We start from the raw sequence: 20,509 nt of genomic DNA on the forward strand, positions 1-20,509 counted from the left end.
CCGGCCATGTTCGGAGCGCCCGGGCCGGAGCATGAAGGTTTCGGCCCAGGGCTCGGGGAGACCGGCCTCCCCGCGGCGGTCCGGGCGTCGCCGTCCGGCCCCGGCCGCATACCCGCGCCCTCCCGGCACCCCCGCTCCCGCGACCGGTGGCCGCCCGCCGCCGGAAAGGCCGGCTTCTCACAGCAGCGCCAGCTGCCCCTCCGGACCCTCCTCGCGATGGTCCAGCACGGAGGCCGGACGCCGCGCCCCCGGCGGCGCCGGCAGCACACCGGCCCCGCGCAGTGCGGACACCTCCACGGCCGGACGCCCGGCCAGCCGGCCGGTGAACCCGGCGCGGGCCTCGCGCAGCCCGTCGAGGAGGGTGAGCACGGTGATCAGCTCCAGCAGCTCCGAGGTCCACTGAGGCGGCCAGGCCCTCGGGCGCACCGCCTCCAGCGTGCCGGGCGCGTCCGGGGCCGCACGGCGGGCGAACCACTCGGCGAGCACCCGGACACCACCCGCCTCGAATTCCCAGGCGCCGCGCGCCACCGGCGCTATCCTGCCGTCCCCCACCCACAGCGCCTCCTCCTCCGCGTCGTGGCGCAGCGCGTCCGGGGCCGGGTGCTCGGGCAGTGTGGCCCGTACGTAGGGGCGCCGCCCGCCCGGCAGCCGCGGGCGGGCGCCGTCGCCGCAGCGGGCGCCACGGGTGTGCGCCCGCAGCACGTCGCGGCCCAGCGCGACGCCCTCCCGCCACATCTCGCGGTCCGCGGTGAGCGGTACGGCGGGGCCGCCGGGGGCGGGGCGTACCGCGGCGGCCGTCCAGGCCAGCACGTCCTCGGCCGTCACCGTTGTGCCCAGCACCCCGGCCAGCAGGCCGGGCAGGCCCGGGGCGAGGTTGGGCTCGCGGCCGCCGGGGCGCCGGTACAGGGGGCGTACGCGGCCGGTCCGGGACGCGGCGGCGCCGACCGGGAGCAGCTCGGTGAAGACCGGTTCCGGGGCGGGGGAGCGGGTCGCGGCCGGCGGCTCGAACAGGAGGATCTGCCGGTCGTCGGCGACCCGCCACAGCTCCGGCCGGGCGGCGTCGAGCAGGCGGTGGTCCGGTATCAGCCACTGCCGGTCGTACGGTCCGCACAGCACCCGCACCGGCTCCGGGCACGGCCCGTCCTCCCGCTCCAGCCGGACGGTGGGTGCGCCCGCGCCCGCGGCGGGGCCGGGCAGCTGGGGGACGGCGGTGCGGGTGGTGCGGGCGCGGGTGGGGACGAACAGCGTCTCGCGCTCGGCGCCGGAGGCCCGCAGCAGCGCGGCCCAGCGGGACCGCAGCGACGCCTCGTCCGGCGCCGTCACCCAGTCCCGGCCCGGCCGGACCGGCCGGACGGACCAGGGCATCAGCTCGTCGAGCGGAACGGCCTCGCCGCGGCCGCCGCCCGTCCCGGCACCCACCGTTTCCCTCCCTGCTGCCCTTCCCGCACGGCTCACCGCACGCATGCTACGGAGACGGGTCAGTCCGCCTCCACGGTGACGGAGAAGGAGAAGCGGTCGCCGCGGTAGTGGATGCGGGCCACGTCCACCACCCGGCCGCTCTCGTCGTAGGTGACGCCGGTGTAGTGCAGGATCGGGCTGAGCAGCGGCACCCGGAGCAGTTCGGCCGTCTCCGGGTCGGCGAGCCGCGCCTGCACGGTGTCGGTGATGCGGCTGATCCGCACGCCCACGGCGTCGCGCAGCACCTTCGTCATGGGCCAGCGTGCCAGGTCATCCAGGTCGATGCGGCCGGCCAGTTCGGGGCGGACGAGGTTCTCCGCCCAGTTGGTCGGCTCGCCCGTCTCCCGGTCGCGGCGCAGCCGCCGGTAGGCCACCGCCTCGGTGAGGTCCGGGAAGTACTCGGCCAGTTCCCCGGGGACCGGTCCGGCGCCGTGCCCCAGCAGCACCGTCTCCTCGCCCGACTGCTGGGCCACGATGGCGTCCACCGAGCCGAGCAGCCGCACGGGGGAGCCGCTGCGGGCACTCGGCTCGATGAAGGTGCCGCGCCGCCGGTGCCGGGAGATCAGCCCCTCGTTCTCCAGCTCCTTGAGCGCCTGGCGCATGGTCAGCACGCTGACGCCGTAGTGCTCGGCGAGGCGCTCCTCGGTGGGCAGGCGCAGGGGCGCGCCGGGGGAGCGGCCGAGTATCGAGGCGCGCAGGGACTGCGAGACCTGATACCACAGCGGCAGTTTGCGGTTCAGCGCGAGCGAGTCGGGAGCGAAGGTGGTCACGGCGGCCTCCGGACGGCCAGGCTGGGTTGCCGGGTGTTGCTGGGCCGCTGCGTCACGATGCCATGACACCGCGGCGGTGCGGCGGTACGTCGTGGGTCACGGTACGCGCCATCGCCTCCGGATGCTGGCCCCTCACTCCCGGAAGTGGCGCTCCAGGCCCTGCCACACGTCGTCGTAGCCGTGCTGGAGGTGTCCGGCGTCGCGTGCCCGGGCGGTCAGCGTCACCGGCCAGCGGGTCTCGAACATGAAGGCCAGCCCGTCGTCCACCTTCTGCGGGACCAGTTCGGCGGCGCTGGCCCGGTCGAAGGTCTCGCGGTCCGGGCCGTGGGCGGACATCATGTTGTGCAGCGAGCCGCCGCCGGGGACGAAGCCGCCGGGGCCGGCGGTCTTGGCGTCGTAGGCGCCCTCGATCAGGCCCATGTACTCGCTCATCACGTTGCGGTGGAAGTACGGCGGCCGGAAGGTGTCCTCGCCGACCAGCCAGCGCGGGGCGAAGACCACGAAGTCCACGCCCGCCAGGCCCGGGGTGTCCGACGGCGAGGTGAGGACGGTGAAGACCGACGGGTCGGGGTGGTCGTAGCTGATGCTGCCGATCACGTTGAAGCGGCGCAGGTCGTAGACGTAGGGCACCAGGTTGCCGTGCCAGGCGACGACGTCCAGGGGGGAGTGGTCGTAGGTGGCCGTCCACAGGCCGCCGCAGAACTTGTTGACCACCTCCACCGGGCCCTCCACGTCCTCGTACGCGGCGGTGGGGGCGAGGAAGTCGCGCGCGTTGGCCAGGCCGTTGGCGCCGATGGGGCCGAGGTCGGGCAGGACGAAGGGGCGGCCCATGTTCTCGCAGACGTAGCCGCGCACCGTCGCGTCCAGTGGCTCGACGCGGAAGCGGACCCCGCGGGGGATCAGCGCGATGTGGCCCGGGTCGGCGCGCAGCAGGCCGAACTCGGTGCGCAGCAGCAGACCGCCGCGCTCGGGCACGATCAGCAGCTCGCCGTCGGAGGAGCTGAACACCCGGCGCTCCATGGGGGCGTCGGCGGCGTACAGGTGGATGGCGACGCCCTCGCGCCGGGTGGCGTCGCCGTTGCCCCCCAGGGTCCACAGTCCGTCCAGGAAGTCGGTGCCGGGGGCGGGGTCCGGCAGCGGGTCCCAGCGCAGCCGGTTGGGGTCGGGCTCGGTCTCGGTGAAGGGGGCGCCGCGCAGGGGGCCGTCATCGGCGCGGACGAAGCGGGGGTGGGCGGCCGAGGGACGGACGCGGTACAGCCACGAGCGGCGGTTGTGGGCGCGCGGCTCGGTGAAGGCGGTGCCGCTGAGCTGCTCCGCGTAGAGCCCCAGGGGCGCGCGCTGGGGGGAGTTGCGGCCGACCGGGAGCGCTCCCCGAACGGCTTCGGAGGCGTGTTCGTTGCCGAAACCGGAGGAGTACGCCAGCCCCTCCGCGGTCTTGCGCGCCTGCTCGAAACCGCTTGCGGTGCCACTCATCGCAACTCTCCCGGTGCTCAGGGTTTCCTGTTGTCAACCATAGGAATTCGGGGGTCCGCACGTCAACGGCGAGTCTTGGACGGGCGTGCCGCCGTTTCGGCTCCCACCCCTGGGCGGCCGGGGGGCGACGGGGCTAAGGTTCGCTTACCGTCCGGTCGGTATGGGGCCGCCGGACCGCACCGCCCACCCGGACACCGCTCACCAGGGGGACCGATGCCGGAGAGTGTCACCACGCAGCCCGACGGACAGCCCAGCGCACGACCCGGCCCGTCCGCGGGCCCCGGCTCCCGTACCGCCCTGCGGATCTGCCCGCTGTGCGAGGCCACCTGCGGCCTGGTCGTCACGGTCGCCCCCGGCGACGGCGGACGGGAGCGGATCACCGCGGCCCGCGGCGACCGCGACGACGTCCTCAGCCGCGGCTTCGTCTGCCCCAAGGGGGCCCTCCTCGGTGAGCTGGACGCCGACCCCCACCGCCTGGCCGGCCCACTGGTCCGCCGTGACGGCGAACTGCGGGAGGCGAGCTGGGAGGAGGCGTTCGCGGCGGTCGCCGAGGGACTGGGCGGTGTTCTGGAGGGCGACGGCCCGGCCGGCGGCGATCCGCGGGCCGTCGCCCTCTTCCTGGGCAACCCCAACGTCCACACCGTCGCCGGGGCCCTCTACCCGCCCCTGCTGATCAAGGCGCTGCGCACCCCCAACGTCTTCACCGCCTCCACCCTCGACCAGATGCCCAAGCACGCCTCCAGCGGACTGCTCTACGGCGACCCCCTGGCCATCCCCGTCCCCGACCTGGACCGCACCGGCCATCTGCTGGTCGTCGGCGCCAACCCGCTGGATTCCAACGGCAGTCTGTGCACCGCCCCCGACTTCCCCGGCCGGCTCAAGGCCCTGCGGCGGCGCGGCGGCACCCTCACCGTCGTCGACCCGCGCCGCACCCGCACCGCGCGCCTGGCCGACCGGCACGTGGCGGTGCGGCCCGGTGGCGACGCCCTGCTGCTGATGGCGATGGTCCAGGTCCTCTTCGCCGAGGAACTGGTCGACACCGGCGCGGCCGGGAAACACCTCAGCGGTGTGGAGGACGTGGCCCGGCTCGCGGCCGACTTCACCCCCGAGGCCGTGTCCGGCGCCTGCGGCGTCGAACCGGACGTCATCCGTGCCCTCGCCCGTGAGCTGGCCGCCGCCGAGCGCGCCGCGGTCTACGGCCGCGTCGGCAGTACCACCGTGGAGTTCGGCACCACGGCGAGCTGGCTGGTGGACGTCCTCAACGCGCTGACCGGCAACCTCGACCGGCCCGGCGGTGCGATGTTCCCGCTGTCGGCCACCGCCCGCACCCCCCGCCCGCCCGCCCCGGGCCGGGGCTTCGCCACCGGCCGCAGGCACAGCCGGGTCAGCGGGCATCCGGAGGTCAAGGGGGAGTTCCCGGCCGCCGCGCTGGCCGAGGAGATCGACACCCCGGGCGAGGGACGGGTGCGGGCGCTGGTCTGCGTCGCCGGCAACCCCGTGCTGTCCGCCCCGGACGGCGCCCGGCTGGAGAGAGCCCTGGCCGGGCTGGACTTCATGGTCAGCGTCGACCCGTACCTCAACGAGACCTCCCGCCACGCCCATGTGGTGCTGCCGCCGCCCCCGCCCGGCCGCAGCCCGCACTTCGACTTCAGCTTCAACGCCCTGGCCGTCCGCAACCAGGTGCGCTACACCCGTCCCGTGATCCCCCTGGGCGAGGGGGAGACGAGCGAGAGCCGGATCCTGGCCCGTCTGGTGCTGTGTGCCTCCGGTGCGCCCGGCGCCGACCCGGAGTCGGTCGACGCCACGGTCGTCGAGCACACCCTGTCCGCCGCCGTCGCCGACCCGCTCTCCCCCGTCCACGGCCGGGAAACCGGAGAGCTGACCCGCCTGCTGACCGGGGAGAGCGGCCCCGAGCGACGGCTGGACATGATGCTGCGGCTGGGCCCCTACGGCGACGGCTTCGGCGCGGACCCCGGCGGCCTCACCCTGGCGAAGCTGCTGGAGCACCCCCACGGCATCGATCTCGGTCCGCTGCGCCCCCGGCTGCCCGGGGTGCTGCGCACCCCCTCGGGCACGGTCGAGCTGTGCCCGGAGCCGATCGCCGCCGACGTCCCCCGGCTGCGCCGCTTCCTGGCGGACCGTCAGGGAGGCCCCGAGACCCTGGTGCTGGTCGGCCGCCGCCATCTGCGCTCCAACAACAGCTGGATGCACAACGTCCCCGGCCTGAAGGGCGGGAGCAACCGCTGCACCCTCCACGTCCACCCCGACGACGCCGCCCGGCTCGGCCTGGCCGACGGCCGCCCGGCCGGGATCACCGGCGACGGGGGCACGGTCCGGGCGCCGGTGGAGGTGACCGACGAGGTGCCCCGAGGGGTCGTCAGCCTGCCGCACGGCTGGGGCCACGACCGGCCCGGCACCCGGGTGCCGGTGGCCTCCGCCGAGCCCGGGGCCAACGTCAACCAGCTCCTGGACGGGCGGCTGCTGGACCCGCTGTCGGGGACCGCCGTGCTCAACGGGTTCCCGGTCCGGGTGGCTCCCGCCGCGCCGTCCGTGACGCCCGCCGCGGAGTCGGAAGCGGTCTTCGAGACGGCCTCCGGGGCGGCCGGGGGAGCCTCCTCGGCCGCCGCCGGGTCCTCCGTGTGATCCACGGCATGCGCCGTCCTGCTGACACCCCAAACTAGCGCCGCTAGTTTGGGGTCATGCAGGCACACAACGGCATGTACATCGACGGAGAGTGGCGCCCCGCCGCGGGCACGGAGACGATCGAGGTCGTCGATCCGGCCACCGAGGAGATCATCGGCACCGTCCCGGCGGGCACCGCCGAGGACGTCGACGCGGCCGTGGCGGCGGCCCGCGCGGCCCTGCCCGGCTGGGCCGCCACACCGCCCGCCGAGCGCGCGGCGCGGCTCGGCACGCTGCACGATGCCCTGGCCGCCCGCCGTGAGGAGATCGCGGCCACCGTCACCGCGGAGCTGGGTGCCCCGCTGTCCTTCTCCCAGGCCGTCCACGCCGACCTGCCCATCACGGTGGCCGGGACGTACGCGAAGCTCGCCGCCGAGCACCCCTTCGAGGAGAGGCTGGGCAACTCCCGCGTCCTGCACGAGCCGGTCGGCGTCGTCGGCGCCATCACCCCCTGGAACTACCCGCTGCACCAGGTCGTCGCCAAGGTCGCCCCTGCCCTGGCGGCCGGCTGCGCGGTGGTCCTCAAGCCCGCCGAGGACACTCCGCTGGTCGCGCGGCTGTTCGCCGAGGCCGTGGCCGAGGCGGGGGTGCCCGCCGGGGCGTTCAACCTCGTCACCGGACGCGGTCCGGTCGCCGGGCAGGCGCTGGCCGAGCACAGTGGCGTGGACATGGTCTCCTTCACCGGCTCCACCGCCGTCGGCCGCCGTATCGGCGCGATCGCCGGCGGTGCGGTCAAGCGGGTCGCGCTGGAGCTGGGCGGCAAGTCCGCCAACGTCATCCTGCCCGGAGCCGACCTGGTGAAGGCCGTGAAGATCGGTGTGGGCAACGTGATGGCCAACACCGGCCAGACGTGCAGCGCCTGGACCCGCATGCTGGTCCACGCCGACCACTACGACGAGGCCGTGGAGATCGCCGCCGCCGCGGCCGCCAAGTACGTCCCCGGCGACCCGGCCGACCCCGCCACGCGCCTGGGACCGGTGGTCAGCGCCGGGCAGCGCGAACGCGTCACCGGCTACATCCGAGCCGGCGTCGAGGAGGGTGCCACCCTGGTCGCGGGCGGCGCGCAGGCCCCCGAGGGGGTGGAGCGCGGCTACTACGTGCGCCCCACCGTCTTCGCCGGCGTCACCCCGCGGATGACCATCGCCCGCGAGGAGATCTTCGGCCCGGTCCTGAGCATCCTGCGGTACGAGGACGCCGACGACGCCGCCCGGATCGCCAACGACTCCGACTACGGGCTGTCGGGCGCGGTGTGGGCCGCCGACGACGAGACGGCCACCGCCTTCGCCCGCCGTCTGCAGACCGGCCAGGTGGACGTCAACGGCGGCCGGTTCAACCCCCTGGCACCCTTCGGCGGTTACAAGCGGTCCGGCGTGGGCAGGGAGTTGGGCCCGCACGGCTTGACCGAGTACCTCCAGACCAAGTCCCTGCAGTTCTGAGCAACGCGTCCGGCCGCATGCCCGGCCCCACCGCAGCAAACCGCAACAAGCAGCCCGTCCGCCCGAGGACGTGAGAGGAGACGCCACGTGGTCCGCGCCGTGGTCCTGCCCGCCGTCAAAGCCCCGCTGGAACCGGGGGAGATCGACCTGCCGGAGCCGGGCCCCGGCCGGGTGAGGGTCCGCCTCACCGCGGCCGGGGTCTGCCACTCCGACCTGTCGCTGTCCAACGGCACCCTGCGCCAGCCCGTGCCCGCCGTCCTCGGCCACGAGGGCGCGGGCACCGTGACCGCGGTGGGCGAGGGCGTCACGGCCGTGGCCCCCGGCGACGAGGTCGTCCTCAACTGGGCGCCCGCCTGCGGGAGCTGCCACTTCTGCGCGAAGCTGGGCGAGCCCTGGCTGTGCACCGACGCCAACGCGGCCAGCGGCGTCCCCTACGCCCGCTCCGCCGACGGCCGCGACCTGTACCCGGGGCTGGGCACGGCCGCGTTCGCGGAGGAGACGGTCGTCGCCGAGCGCGGCGTGCTGCCGCTGCCCGCCGGTGTGCCGCTGGCCGACGCGGCCCTGCTGGGCTGCGCGGTCCTGACCGGCTACGGCGCGGTCAACCACAGCGTCCGCCTGCGCGAGGGCGAGTCGCTGGCCGTCTTCGGCGCCGGCGGGGTCGGCCTGTCGGTGATCCAGGCGGCGCGGATCGCGGGCGCGGACAGGATCGTCGCCGTGGACGTCTCCCCGGGCAAGGAGGAACTGGCCCGCCGGGCCGGGGCCACCGACTTCCTGATCGCCTCCGACACCACGGCCAAGGAGATCCGGAGGATCACCGGTGGGCTGGGCGCGGACGCCGCCGTCGAGTGCGTCGGCCGCGCGGAGACCATCCGCGCCGCCTGGTCCTCCACCCGGCGCGGCGGGCGGACCTCGGTGGTGGGCATCGGCGGCAAGGACAGCCGGGTCTCCTTCTCACCACTGGAGATCTTCCACTTCGCCCGCACCCTGTCCGGCTGCGTCTACGGCAACTGCGACCCCGCGCGCGACCTGCCCGTCCTCGCCGGGCACGTCCGCTCCGGGCGACTGGACCTGGGCACGCTGGTCACCGACCGGATCGGCCTGGCCGACGTGCCGGCGGCCTTCGAGGCCATGCTCGCCGGACGCGGCGGCCGGGCGCTGGTGGTCTTCGGGTGAGCCGAGCCGCGGTGGCGGCCGCCCCGTGCCCCGCCTCCGGCGGCCCGGTCAGGAGGGGCCGCCGGAGGCGGGCGGCGCAGTCCCGGACGCACCGCGACGGCGGCCGGCGCCGGCCGCACCGCCGTCGTGGCCGTCCCCGTCCAGGCGGGCCAGCAGCACGGCCACGTCGTCGCCGGGGACGGCGGGACGGACGGACTCGAAGATCTGGTCGAGCGCCTCCCGGGCCGACCCCTCCGGGGCGTCCGCCAGTGCCTTCAGCAGGCCCGCGACGGCCTTGTCCGGATCCAGTCCCGGCAGGTCGACGAGACCGTCGGTGTACAGCAGCAGTTCGCTGCCGGGCGGCAGGGGGCACCGCCCGCAGGGGTACCGGGCACCGGCGTCGACGCCCAGCGGCGGGCCCGGAGGGTGGCCGAGCACCCGGGGGGCATGCCCCGGGGCGTGCAGGAGGGGAAGCGGATGACCCGCGACGGCCAGCGCGACGTTCCGCTCCGCCGGGGCCACGCGCATCAGACAGCAGGTGGCCAGCAGGGCACCGTCGGGGTCCGCGTCGTTGTCCGAGGCCAGCAGCCGGTTGGCCAGGCCCAGTACCCGGTCGGGCGGATGTCCCTCCGAGAGGTAGGCCCGCATCATCGTGCGCAGCCGGCCCATGAGCGCCGCGGCCCGCATGCTGTGCCCCTGGACGTCGCCGATGGCCAGTGCGAACGAGCCGTCCGGCAGGTCGAGCGCGTCGTACCAGTCCCCGCCGGCGCGGGCACCGGCGGCGGCCGGGCGGTACTCGGCGGCCAGGTCGGCCCCGGACGGGTGCGGCAGCCGCGAGGGCAGCAGGCCGTGCTGGAGCTCCAGTGCCCTGTCCTGCTCGGTGCGGAAGGCGCGGTGGCGCTCGAGGGCGCGTCCGAGCAGGGCGCCCGCCGCGACGAACAAGGCCTGGTCCTCGGCGCCGAAGGCGTCGGCGCTCTTGAACGACAGCAGGCAACCGGCCGGCGGGTCGCCCGACACGGACAGCGGAACGGCGGCCCAGGCCCGGCTCTCCAGACGCTCCACCACGGCGGCGTAGTGCGGATAGGCGGCCACCAGCGCCTCCGGGGAGGGGCAGAAGACCGGCCGCTGGTACCGCACGGCGTCGCTGAGCGGGGTGCGTGCCTCCATGGAGAGCCCCTCGGTCGCCGCCACGTACTCCGGGGGCTGCCCGTGGGCGGTGACGACGTGCAGTTGTCCGCGCTCGCCCTCCGCGACCGTGACGGCGTCGGCACCGAAGGCGGTCGCCGCCTGCCTGGCCGACTCGGCGAACTGCTCCCGGGTGAGGGTGTGGGCGAGGGCGCCGGTCAGCGTCAGCATCCTGTCGCTTCGTTCGAGCCGCCTGCCGGCGGACCGCTCGCGCGAGCTGCGGTCCTCCCGCTCGGCGGTGACGTCGGTGATGTGGCCGACCAGGGAACTCGGGGCGCCGTCGGAGCCGCCCGCGGCCCTTCCGCGCGCCTCGAGGTAACGGTGGCCGCCCCCGGGCGCCCGAACGCGGTAGGAGAGCTGGTAGTCGCCCTGCCGGGCGGAGACCTCCTCCAGCGCCCGGCGCAGCGGGGGCAGGTCCGAGCCCGGGACCGGGGCCAGGAAGTCCGCCAGCGGTACGACCGGCTCCGGGGGCAGCCCGTGCATGCGGGCGACGACCCGGTCGCACTCCACCTCGTGGGTGCGCAGGTCCAGGGTGAACGCACCGCGCTCCAGCGGCCGCATCCGCGGCCGCGTGTCCGGTGCGCGGTCCCCGGGCCGGGTGAGCCTGGCCGTGCAGGCGGCCATGTGCTCGGCGACCATGTCCAGCAGGGCCGCCTCGTCCGCGCCGAACCCCCTTCCGTCCGGCCGTACGGCCACCAGGGCGCCGCTGGGCCGGTGCAGGGGCAGCGCCCGCCAGGCGAACGTCAGGGGAGCCCCGGTCACGGGGTAGGGGGCGGTCCCGGGGCCGCCCTGCCCGGCCCTCCCCCGGGCGGCCGCGCCGGCGGCCCGGGCGCCGGACGTGTCCAGGGGGCGCAGCGGCGGTGCCCACGCCGGGTCCAGGCCGGTCATGGCCGAGCAGAACAGATGGGTGCCGCTGTCGTCGGTGAGCAGCAGCGCCCACCCGACCCGGCCGGGCAGGGGGCAGTTGGCGGCCACCGTCTCCAGGGCGAGGGCGGTGCTGGGCACCGTGGTCAGGCCCGCGGCCAGCCGTGCCAGCGCGCCCGCCCACTCCCGGGGCATCCGGACGGCCCCGCTCGCCGGGGCGGAAGCGCCTTCCGTGCTCATCCGCCACCCCTCACTCCCGGAGACTCCGGAAGGCCCGGGGCGGAGAACGCCGCCGACCGCCCGGTCATATGTCAATGATTGTCGCAAAAAGTGCCAGAGGTGACCAAAAGGGTGCCGACAAGGGCGTGGTGTCGCTCCCGAGGCCGGCCGCGGGCCTGTCGCCGCGGGCCTACTCCCCGTCCCGGCCCTCCGGCTCCGGGAACCGGAGCGCCAGCCCGTCGACGAGGGCGCGCAGGCCCGTCTCGAAGGCGCCCTCGTCGACGCGCTGCTGGTGCTCGGCCAGCAGATGGGCCTGGTCCAGATGCGGGTAGTCGCGCTCGTACAGTGCCGCGTCGTCGACGAAACCGCGGGCGAAGGAGCCCAGCGCGGAGCCGGCCACGAAGTACCGCATCAGCGCGCCGATACGGGTCGCGTGGGCGCGCGGCCACCCGGCGTCCAGCATCGCGCCGTAGACCGCGTCGGCCATCCGCAGCTGGCTCGGGCGCCGGCCCGGGCCCTGCGCCAGGTGCGGGACGATGTTCGGATGCGCGCTGAGCGCCGCCCGGTAGGAGCGGGCCCAGGCCACCAGCGCCTCGCGCCAGTCGGTGCCGTCGGTGAACATCGACAGGTCGACATCGGCGCACACCGCGTCGGCCACCGCGTCCAGGATCTCGTCCTTGGTGCGGAAGTGGTTGTACAGCGACGGGCCGCTGACGCCCAGCTCGGCGGCGAGCCTGCGGGTGGACACCGCGGGCAGGCCCTCGCCGTCCACCAGCGCGAGCGCCGCCGCCACGATCCGCTCGCGGCTCAGCAGGGGGGTACGTGGGCGTGCCACGGATCACATCCTCGGGTCTCGTCCGGCATCTGTGAAGCTGCAACTAGCGCTGCTAGTTTATCGGGCATGGATCTGGAGCTGTCTCAGGAGCAGGCCGCCGTACGGCGGCTCGCCAAGGAGTTCGTCGACCGGGAGATCGTGCCGCACGCCGCCGAGTGGGACCGCGCCGAGAGCATCGACCGGTCCGTGCTGAAGTCCCTGGGCGACCTGGGCTTCCTGGGTCTGACCATCGACGAGGAGTACGGCGGGTCCGGCGGTGACCACCTGGCGTACTGCCTGGTCACCGAGGAGCTGGGGCGCGGGGACTCGGCCGTGCGCGGAGTGCTGTCGGTCTCCCTCGGCCTGGTCGCCAAGTCGATCGCGGCCTGGGGGAGCGAGGAGCACAAGCGCCGGTGGCTGCCGGGCCTGTGCGCAGGCGAGGCGATAGGCTGCTTCGGCCTGACCGAGCCGGGTACCGGCTCCGACGCCGCGAACCTCACCACCCGCGCCCGCCGCGACGGCGGCCCCGGCGGCGACTGGATCATCGACGGCACCAAGATGTTCATCACCAACGGCACCTGGGCCGACGTGGTACTGCTCTTCGCCCGTACCGGCACCGAGCCCGGCCACCGGGGGATCACCGCCTTCCTCGTCCCCACCGACACCCCCGGCCTGACCCGCCGGGAGATCCACGGCAAGCTCGGCCTGCGCGGCCAGGCCACCGCCGAGCTGGTGCTCGACGGCGTCCGCGTCCCCGACGACTGCCGCATCGCCGGGGAGGGCAAGGGATTCTCCGTCGCCATGTCCGCCCTTGCCAAGGGGCGCATGTCGGTGGCGGCCGGCTGCGTCGGCATCGCCCAGGCGGCGCTGGACGCGGCCGTCTCCTACGCCACCGGGCGCGAGCAGTTCGGCAAGCCCATCGCCCGCCACCAGCTCGTCCAGGAACTGATCAGCGACATCTCGGTGGACCTCGACGCCGCCCGGCTGCTGACCTGGCGCGTGGCCGACCTCATCGACCGGGGCCTGCCCTTCGCCACCGAGTCCTCCGCCGCCAAGCTCTACGCCTCCGAGGCCGCCGTGCGCGCGGCCAACAACGCCCTCCAGGTCTTCGGCGGCTACGGCTACATCGACGAGTACCCCGTCGGCAAGCTGCTGCGCGACGCTCGTGTGATGACCCTGTACGAGGGCACCAGCCAGATCCACAAGCTGCTCATCGGCCGCTCGCTGACCGGGGTGTCGGCGTTCTGACGGCGCTCCGGCGGTGTTCCGGGGGTCTCCTGGCCCCCTCCGCTCCCTAAGCGGCTGCTCAGCAAGCATTGTATGGTGTTCGCCCGGTGGGACGAACGGGCGAGGTGCTGATGGCTGCGGAGACGGGAGCGGAGTCCGTGGAGTCGGTGGATGCCGGGAAGACCGCGGACACCGCGGAGGAGGCCCCGGTCGGCGCGGACGGCGCGGGCGAGCCGGACGACTCCTGGGGCGAGGTGGCCCCCGACGCCGCCCGCCGGCTGCTGCTGGCGGCTGTCGAGGCCTTCGCCGAGCGCGGCTTCCACGCCACCACCACCCGGGACATCGCCTCCCGCGCCGGAATGAGCCCCGCCGCCCTCTACATCCACTACCGCACCAAGGAAGAACTGCTCTACCAGATCAGCCGGGTCGGCCACGAGCGCTCGGTGCGCATCCTCACCGAAGCCGGCAACGGCGCCGTGGCCCCCGCCGACCGGCTCGCCGCCGCGGTGCGCGCCTTCGTGCGCTGGCACGCCGAGCGTCACACCACGGCCCGGGTGGTGCAGTACGAACTGAACGCGCTGGCCGAGGAGCACTACGCCGAGATCGTCGCCCTGCGGCGGCGCAGCGAGGAGATCCTGCGCGGCATCCTGGAGGACGGGGTGGCCACCGGGGACTTCACCGTCCCCGACGTCCGGGGCACGGCCCTGGCCGTGCTGTCGCTCTGCGTCGACGTCGCCCGCTGGTTCCGCTCCGGCGGCACACGTACCCCCGAGGAGGTCGGCGAGCTCTACGCCGGACTGGTGCTGAGGATGGCCGGCGCCCCGGCCGCCGCCCCCGCCGGCGAAACCGCGGGCGGGGCCGGCCGGGGAGCGTGAGCCCCGCAGGACACGGTGGGTGTCAGAGGTGGTAGCGCACGACGCTCTCCGCGACGCACACCGGCTTCTCCCCGCCCTCCCGCTCGATCGTCACCAGCGAGGTGAGCTGGGCGCGGTCCTCGCCCACCTCGGAGACCTCCGTGATCCGCGCGGTCGCGCGCACCCGCGAACCGACCGGCACGGGGGAGGGGAAACGGACCTTGTTCACGCCGTAGTTGATGCCCATGCGCACACCCTCGACGCGGATCAGCTGCGGCACCAGTACCGGCAGCAGCGAGAGCGTCAGATAGCCGTGCGCGATGGTCGTGCCGAACGGGCCGGCGGCGGCCTTCCCCGGATCGACGTGGATCCACTGGTGGTCACCGGTCGCGTCCGCGAACAGGTCGATCCGCTTCTGGTCGATCTCCAGCCAGTCGCTGGTGCCCAACTCCTCGCCGACCGCATCCCGCAGCTCGTCGACCGATGTGAAAACCCGGGGCTCCGCCATCGAAGCTCGCCTCCCCAACCATGCGTGGTGTCCGTGGTGTCGGTACGCGCCACTAAGCGCTTGCTCAGCATGGTCGGGGGTGTCGGGCATGTCAACGGCCGCCCCGTCTCCCGTACGCTCCCGACGCGTCACGGCGGACCCCGGAAGACCCGGGACCCGCCGTGACGCGTCATGCCCCACCGGGCCGCCCGAGCCGGACGCGGTCGCGGGCGTCAGCCGCTGACCGCGATCCTCCCCGTGCCGCCGCCGTGCGCCACCGCCCCCGGCCGCCGGGCCCGCAGGGCCTGCTCGGCGGTGTGCATCGCCTGCGCCGCACGCCGCGCCTCGCGCGCCTCCGCCTCGCGGACCAGCCGCCGCAGCACCTCCGCCAGCGGGGCGGGCGGCGCGGCGCCGGGATCCTCGACGGGCAGCAGCCCGCGACCGCCCCAGCAGCGGCGGTGCCAGGCGTCGCCCGGCGGCTGCCGGACGCCGACGTGCTTCTGCTCCCTGCGCCGCCGCGCGAAGTCGCGCTCGTACGCCAGCCACACCTCCCGGGCCTCCTCCAGTTCCTCCAGCGCGGCCACCAGCCGCTCCGGATCGGGGCTGCGGTCGTCGGGAGAGATGCCCGCGCGGGCGCACAGGTGGTGCCAGGTGGCGCGGTGCCCGTACGGTGCGAACCGCTCCAGGCACTTGCGCAGGGCCTGCCTGCGCTGGGACGGGTCTCTCCCGGAATCACGGACCTGTTCTGCCAGAGCATTGAAACCGGCCAACGCGTACCACCTCCGACGTAATCGACCACAGCCGTCATCGCTGGGACGTACCGGACCCTCCAATGGATCCGTGTGCCCCCGAATCTTCCGATGCCACATACCGACTGGTTAGTCTGTGCGGGAAATCCATGGATCACCGGAAGCGGGCCGGACACGGCCACCGCCGGCGACCGGAACGAGACGGAGGGTGGGCACATGGAGGACCTGCGGGACTCGGGCGTCGTGGTGACCGGGGCGGGCGGCGGCATCGGCGCCGCCCTCGCCCGAGCCTTCACGGCACGCGGCGCCAGGGTCGTCGTCAACGACCTCGACACCGGAAAAGCCGAAGCCGTGGCGCGGGAGATCGGCGCCACGGCGGTGCCCGGCGACGCCTCGGACATCGTCCCCGCCGCCCGCGAGGCCCTCGGCGGCGGAATCGACGTCTTCTGCGCCAACGCCGGCATCGCCCCCGCCGGCGGCCCCGAGGCCGAAGACGCCGTCTGGGACGCGGCCTGGGACGTCAACGTCATGGCCCACGTCCGGGCGGCGCGCGAACTGCTGCCCGAGTGGCTGGAGCGCGGCCGCGGCCGCTTCGTCGCCACCGTCTCGGCCGCCGGGATGCTCACCATGGTCGGCTCAGCGCCCTACAGCGTCTCCAAGCACGCCGCCCTCGCCTTCGCCGAGTGGCTGTCGGTCACCTACCGCCACCGCGGGGTCGACGTCCACGCCGTGTGCCCGCAGGGCGTGCGCACCGACATGCTCGCCTCCGCCTCCACCGCCGGCGACCTGGTGCTCAAGCCCACGGCCATCGAGCCGGACGACGTCGCCCGCGCCGCGCTGGAGGCGATCGACACCGGGCGCTTCCTGGTCCTGCCGCACCCGGAGGTCGGCCGCTACGCCGTCGCACGGGCGTCCGACACCGACAAGTGGCTGGACGGCATGAATCATGTGCAGCGGAAGCTGGAGACAATCCAGCGGGACCAGCAGGCCCGGTAAGGCCACCGAAAAGCAGGAGGAACCGCCATGACGAGCCCGGCGAACCAGCGGCAGGACGACGCCCCCACCCAGCCGGTCCCGCAGCGGCTGCTGGCCGCCGCCACCCGGCTGTTCGCCGACCGCGGCTACGACCGCACCTCCGTCCAGGAGATCGTCGAGGCGGCGGGCGTCACCAAGGGCGCCCTCTACCACTACTTCGGGTCCAAGGACGATCTGCTGCACGAGATCTACGGCCGGGTGCTGCGTCTGCAGCAGGAGCGGCTGGACGCCTTCGCCTCCTCCGGCGCCCCCGTGGAGCAGCGCCTGCGCGACGCCGCCGCCGACGTCGTCGTCACCACCATCGACAACCTCGACGACGCCTCGATCTTCTTCCGCTCCATGCACCAGCTCAGCGAGGACAAGCAGAGGCAGGTACGGGCCGAGCGCCGCCGCTACCACGAGCGGTTCCGTGCCCTGATCGAGGAGGGGCAGCGGGCCGGGGTGTTCAGCACCGCCACCCCGGCCGACCTGGTGGTGGACTACCACTTCGGTTCCGTCCACCACCTCAGCACCTGGTACCGGCCCGGCGGGCGCATGACCCCGCAGGAGGTCGCCGACCACCTGGCGGACCTGCTGCTGCGGGCCCTGCGGCCGTAGATCCCCACAGGCCCGGTGCCTCGCGGACCACCCGAAGAACCAGGCACGACCCACGACCCCACACCTTCCACGACATCAGACCCACGACCCCACACGGTCCACGACCCAAGGCGGAGGCCTCAGGTGAAGGCATGGCGCGTCCACGAGAACGGCGAACCGCGCGAGGTGATGCGGCTGGAGGAGGCCCCGGACCCCGAGCCGGGCCCCGGCCGCCTCCTGCTGCGCGTACGGGCGGCGAACGTCAACTTCCCCGACGCGCTGCTGTGCCGCGGCCACTACCAGGTACGGCCCCCGCTGCCCTTCACCCCCGGCGTGGAGCTGTGCGGCGAGGTCGTGGCGGCCGGCGAGGGCACGTCCACCGCCACCGGCACCCGCGTCATCGCCCAGCCCGACCTGCCCCACGGCGCCTTCGCCGAACTGGTGGCGGTCGACGAGGCCCGCTGCGCCCCCGCTCCCGAGGCGCTGGACGACGCCGAGGCCGCCGCCCTCCACATCGGCTACCAGACCGGCTGGTTCGGCCTCCACCGCCGCGCCCGCCTCCAGGCCGGCGAGACCCTGCTGGTCCACGCCGCCGCCGGGGGAGTGGGCAGCGCCGCGGTCCAGCTCGGCAGGGCGGCGGGCGCGAAGGTGATCGGCGTCGTCGGCGGACCCGAGAAGGCGGCGGTGGCCCGGGAGCTGGGCTGCGAGGCGGTGATCGACCGGCGCGCGGTCGACGGCGTCAAGGGCCTGGCCCAGGCGGTCAGGGAGGCCACCGGCGGTCACGGCGCGGACGTGGTCTACGACCCCGTCGGCGGCGACGCGTACACCGCCTCCACCAAGTGCGTCGCCTTCGAGGGGCGGATCGTGGTCGTCGGCTTCGCGAGCGGCACCATCCCCAGCCCCGGCCTCAACCACGCCCTGGTGAAGAACTACGCCATCCTCGGCCTGCACTGGGGCCTGTACAACACCCACGACCCGGCCGCCGTCCGCGCCTGCCACGAGGAGCTGACCAGGCTCGCCGAACAGGGCGCGGTCAAGCCGCTGGTGAGCGAGCGCGTACCGATGCACGGCGCGGCCGACGCCGTCCAGCGCGTCGCCGACGGCACCACGACCGGCCGCGTCGTCATCCAGCCCTGAGCCCTGCCGGTCCACCAGCCGGCGCCGTGTGCCCCGGACCGCCCGGCGGTCCGGGGCACACTCAGAGTTACCGCCATCCCCGACTTCCGCCGCTGCGGCGGGCCGGGTCAGAGGACATCGCGAATGCCGTACTCGGCCAGGTCGGAAGCATGTCGGGCGACCACCCTGCAATCGGCGTCGTCGTGCAGGACGGTCAGCCCGTGGTGGGCGGCGGTGGCGGCGATGACGAGATCCACAGCCGAGGCACTGCGGTGCTCCCCGGCCTGAGCCATGCGGTGCTGTACCGCGCCGACCCAGCGTCCCGCACCCTTCGGTACGGACACATCGGGATAGAGGTCCGTGAACATCTCCGCGATCTGGTCGTACTCGCGACGGTTCCGGGCACTTGAGTGCGACGGGTGGGACAGTCAGGCGGTCGTCCCGCTGCGCAACGGGCTAGCCTGCGGTTTCTTCTCCTGCCGGTTCCGCGGCTACGGTCTTCCGCCTCGTCGCCGCGGGCCGCTCGGCCTGCGCGGGGGCGCGCAGAGTGCGCACCTGCGGCGCCAGCAGTGCTGCCAGGGTCGCCACGGTGATCAGGGCGGAACAGGCGAACAGCATCTGCCCGGTGCCCCATGCGCCGGCGGCCGGGCCCGCCGCCAGCAGGCCCAGCGGAGCGAAGGCGAGCGAGCCGAACCAGTCGTACGAGATCACCCGGGACAGCACTTCTTCCGGCACCTTCTGCTGGATGGTGGTCGACCACAGCACGGCGAAAACGTCGGAGAAGACCCCCGAGGCGAACATCGCCACCGCGATCAGCCACACCGGCGCCCCGGCGCCCAGCAGCGCCATCGGCACGGCCATGGGCAGGGTGGCCAGCACCGCCACCAGGATCGGCCGCCCGACCCGCACCCGGGCCGCCAGGCCCGCACCGGCGATGGCACCCAGGGCCTGCGCGGCGACGATCACCGACCAGGCACGGGCCCCTCCCAGGCCGTCTTCGGCGGCCAGCGGGCCCAGCACGCCCACGAAGGCGTTCAGCGCGGCCACCACGAGGGTGTACTGGCCGACCACGGCCCACAGCCACTGCCGGGAGGAGAACTCCCGCCACCCTTCCCGAAGGTCCGTCCAGCCAGAAGACTTCCTCCGCGGACGCTCGCCGATCCTCAGCAGCCAGGTCAGCACCGCACTGACCACGAAGGACAGGGCGTTCAGGGCCAGTGCCCAGCCCGCGCCCAGCCAGGCGACCGCCGCTCCCGACAGGGCCAGGCCCACCAGCAGCGAGATGTTCGTGCCCACCCGGAGCAGACCGTTGGCCTGCTGGAGCTGCCCGGCCGGCACCACCAGCGGTACCGCCCCGTCCATCGCCGGGGAGAACAGCGCCGTCGCCGTGCCCGCGGCCACGGCGAGGACGCACATCAGCACCAGTGATGCGTGCTCCGCCAGGACCAGGGCCGCGAGCCCGCCATAGGCCACGGCACCGACCACATCGGCCATCGCCATCAGCCGGGACCGCGACATCCGGTCCGCGATCACGCCGCCCAACAGGATGAACAGCAGCTGCGGAACCGCCTGACAGGCCAGCACCAACGACAGCCGTCCCGGACTGGCTCCGGGCAGAGCCAGCACCGCGAAGGCGAGCGCCACCCGGGCGAAGCCGTTCCCCAGGACCGAGATGACCCGTGCGGAAGCCAGAAGAGCGAACCGTCGGTTACGCCCCAACGGCGACCGGTCCAGGGAAGCAGGCATGGCCCCGGACCCTACGACGCCACCACTGCGCGACGAGCCCATCCGGCCAACGCGGCAGGACCATCGGCCCAGCCCCGGAAGGGGCCCAGTGCACCAAGGCCTGCCAGGCGGGAACTCTTCGACGGCCGAAACACATCCCACCCGTCCATCCGGCGGGCCTCGCACTCACCTATGACTGATGGCGGGCCTTCTTCGCTCCGGACGATCTGACCGCTCTGCTGTCCGGCTGCGGCTTCGAGTCCGTCAGACATGTCCGCCAGCGCGAGATGCTCGATGCAGTCCTGTGGGACCGCCAGAAGCACTGGCACCGCTTGACCTGTCCCATATCGCCCACGCCCGGACACGCGGGCAGGGGCGAGCGTACCGCTTCGCCCGGGAAGTGCTCCTTCGGCGACAACGGCTGGGCACCGGAGATACGGTCACACCATGGAGTCTGAGCAGGACATCACCGCAATACGGGAACCTTTGCCGTCCGATCCTCCGGCCAGACACGTGCTGCGTCACACCTTCACGAACCCGCTTCGCGTGGCGGCTCTGGCCGCCGTTGCACTGGGGGTGGTGAATGTCGTGAGGGTCCTCCCGTACCCGTGGGCGGCATTCGTGCCGGGACTTACCGTGGTGCTTCTCGGTTCGTGGATGCGGCACAGCGCCCAGAAGCATTGGTTG

General features: G+C 74.3%; 16 protein-coding genes and 1 pseudogene. 8 read left to right on the plus strand and 9 right to left on the minus strand.

Annotation, left to right across the window (positions count from 1 at the left end):
* Positions 1 to 177: 177 nt before the first annotated feature.
* The 3 genes from ACGRHY_RS22125 to hmgA all read right to left on the minus strand — a co-directional run bounded on the left by ACGRHY_RS22125 (position 178) and on the right by hmgA (position 3,701).
* A complete protein-coding gene (locus ACGRHY_RS22125; protein ID WP_394638158.1) occupies positions 178 to 1,365 on the minus strand; it encodes a type ISP restriction/modification enzyme in 1,188 nt (395 codons plus the stop codon).
* Between the two features lie 113 nt (positions 1,366 to 1,478).
* Complete coding sequence (locus tag ACGRHY_RS22130) at positions 1,479 to 2,228, minus strand: GntR family transcriptional regulator (protein ID WP_394637059.1); 750 nt, start codon at positions 2,226 to 2,228, stop codon at positions 1,479 to 1,481.
* A 132-nt stretch (positions 2,229 to 2,360) separates the two neighbouring features.
* On the minus strand, positions 2,361 to 3,701 hold the full coding sequence (gene hmgA, locus ACGRHY_RS22135; RefSeq protein ID WP_394637060.1) for a homogentisate 1,2-dioxygenase: 1,341 nt from the start codon (positions 3,699 to 3,701) through the stop codon (positions 2,361 to 2,363).
* Between the two features lie 213 nt (positions 3,702 to 3,914).
* Here hmgA and ACGRHY_RS22140 point away from each other — a divergent pair, with 213 nt between their 5' ends.
* The 3 genes from ACGRHY_RS22140 (at position 3,915) to ACGRHY_RS22150 (ending at position 8,992) form a co-directional block, all read left to right on the plus strand.
* Complete coding sequence (locus ACGRHY_RS22140) at positions 3,915 to 6,344, plus strand: molybdopterin-dependent oxidoreductase (RefSeq protein ID WP_394637061.1); 2,430 nt, start codon at positions 3,915 to 3,917, stop codon at positions 6,342 to 6,344.
* 56 nt (positions 6,345 to 6,400) lie between these two features.
* Positions 6,401 to 7,819 carry an aldehyde dehydrogenase family protein gene (locus tag ACGRHY_RS22145; protein WP_394637062.1) on the plus strand — a complete coding sequence of 473 codons (1,419 nt, stop codon included), beginning with the start codon at positions 6,401 to 6,403 and terminating at the stop codon, positions 7,817 to 7,819.
* Positions 7,820 to 7,906: 87 nt separating this feature from the next.
* The gene (locus ACGRHY_RS22150; protein ID WP_394637063.1) at positions 7,907 to 8,992 is read left to right on the plus strand and encodes a Zn-dependent alcohol dehydrogenase; all 1,086 of its coding nucleotides are present in this window, start codon (positions 7,907 to 7,909) and stop codon (positions 8,990 to 8,992) included.
* 48 nt (positions 8,993 to 9,040) lie between these two features.
* Here ACGRHY_RS22150 and ACGRHY_RS22155 read toward each other — a convergent pair whose 3' ends face one another.
* Both ACGRHY_RS22155 and ACGRHY_RS22160 read right to left on the minus strand, forming a co-directional pair.
* Positions 9,041 to 11,260 carry a SpoIIE family protein phosphatase gene (locus tag ACGRHY_RS22155; RefSeq protein WP_394637064.1) on the minus strand — a complete coding sequence of 740 codons (2,220 nt, stop codon included), beginning with the start codon at positions 11,258 to 11,260 and terminating at the stop codon, positions 9,041 to 9,043.
* A gap of 169 nt (positions 11,261 to 11,429) precedes the next feature.
* Positions 11,430 to 12,074, minus strand: a complete 645-nt coding sequence (locus ACGRHY_RS22160; RefSeq protein ID WP_394637065.1) for a TetR/AcrR family transcriptional regulator — start codon at positions 12,072 to 12,074, stop codon at positions 11,430 to 11,432.
* A 66-nt stretch (positions 12,075 to 12,140) separates the two neighbouring features.
* On the opposite strand from ACGRHY_RS22160, the gene ACGRHY_RS22165 reads away from it, so the two are divergent.
* Entirely contained in the window at positions 12,141 to 13,301 is a 1,161-nt protein-coding gene (locus ACGRHY_RS22165; RefSeq protein ID WP_394637066.1) for an acyl-CoA dehydrogenase family protein, read from the plus strand.
* An 86-nt stretch (positions 13,302 to 13,387) separates the two neighbouring features.
* Entirely contained in the window at positions 13,388 to 14,155 is a 768-nt protein-coding gene (locus tag ACGRHY_RS22170) for a TetR/AcrR family transcriptional regulator (protein WP_394637067.1), read from the plus strand.
* A gap of 22 nt (positions 14,156 to 14,177) precedes the next feature.
* Here ACGRHY_RS22170 and ACGRHY_RS22175 read toward each other — a convergent pair whose 3' ends face one another.
* Positions 14,178 to 14,642, minus strand: a complete 465-nt coding sequence (locus ACGRHY_RS22175; protein ID WP_394637068.1) for a MaoC family dehydratase — start codon at positions 14,640 to 14,642, stop codon at positions 14,178 to 14,180.
* A 212-nt stretch (positions 14,643 to 14,854) separates the two neighbouring features.
* Positions 14,855 to 15,391, minus strand: coding sequence for a hypothetical protein (locus ACGRHY_RS22180; protein ID WP_394637069.1), 537 nt, complete (start codon positions 15,389 to 15,391; stop codon positions 14,855 to 14,857).
* Between the two features lie 195 nt (positions 15,392 to 15,586).
* Here ACGRHY_RS22180 and ACGRHY_RS22185 point away from each other — a divergent pair, with 195 nt between their 5' ends.
* The 3 genes from ACGRHY_RS22185 to ACGRHY_RS22195 all read left to right on the plus strand — a co-directional run bounded on the left by ACGRHY_RS22185 (position 15,587) and on the right by ACGRHY_RS22195 (position 18,118).
* Complete coding sequence (locus ACGRHY_RS22185; protein WP_394637070.1) at positions 15,587 to 16,366, plus strand: SDR family oxidoreductase; 780 nt, start codon at positions 15,587 to 15,589, stop codon at positions 16,364 to 16,366.
* Positions 16,367 to 16,393: 27 nt separating this feature from the next.
* The gene (locus ACGRHY_RS22190) at positions 16,394 to 17,002 is read left to right on the plus strand and encodes a TetR/AcrR family transcriptional regulator (RefSeq protein ID WP_394637071.1); all 609 of its coding nucleotides are present in this window, start codon (positions 16,394 to 16,396) and stop codon (positions 17,000 to 17,002) included.
* A gap of 123 nt (positions 17,003 to 17,125) precedes the next feature.
* Positions 17,126 to 18,118: an NADPH:quinone oxidoreductase family protein gene (locus ACGRHY_RS22195; RefSeq protein WP_394637072.1), complete on the plus strand. Its 993-nt coding sequence runs from the start codon at positions 17,126 to 17,128 to the stop codon at positions 18,116 to 18,118.
* A gap of 107 nt (positions 18,119 to 18,225) precedes the next feature.
* On the opposite strand, the pseudogene ACGRHY_RS22200 reads toward ACGRHY_RS22195, so the two are convergent.
* Both ACGRHY_RS22200 and ACGRHY_RS22205 read right to left on the minus strand, forming a co-directional pair.
* Positions 18,226 to 18,501: pseudogene (locus ACGRHY_RS22200) on the minus strand (PIN domain-containing protein); the annotation flags it as partial.
* Between the two features lie 52 nt (positions 18,502 to 18,553).
* The gene (locus tag ACGRHY_RS22205) at positions 18,554 to 19,843 is read right to left on the minus strand and encodes an MFS transporter (RefSeq protein WP_394637073.1); all 1,290 of its coding nucleotides are present in this window, start codon (positions 19,841 to 19,843) and stop codon (positions 18,554 to 18,556) included.
* Positions 19,844 to 20,509 lie beyond the last annotated feature (666 nt).

Origin of the sequence: Streptomyces shinuiensis (assembly GCF_043660855.1) — a bacterium.
Lineage (GTDB): Bacteria > Actinomycetota > Actinomycetes > Streptomycetales > Streptomycetaceae > Streptomyces.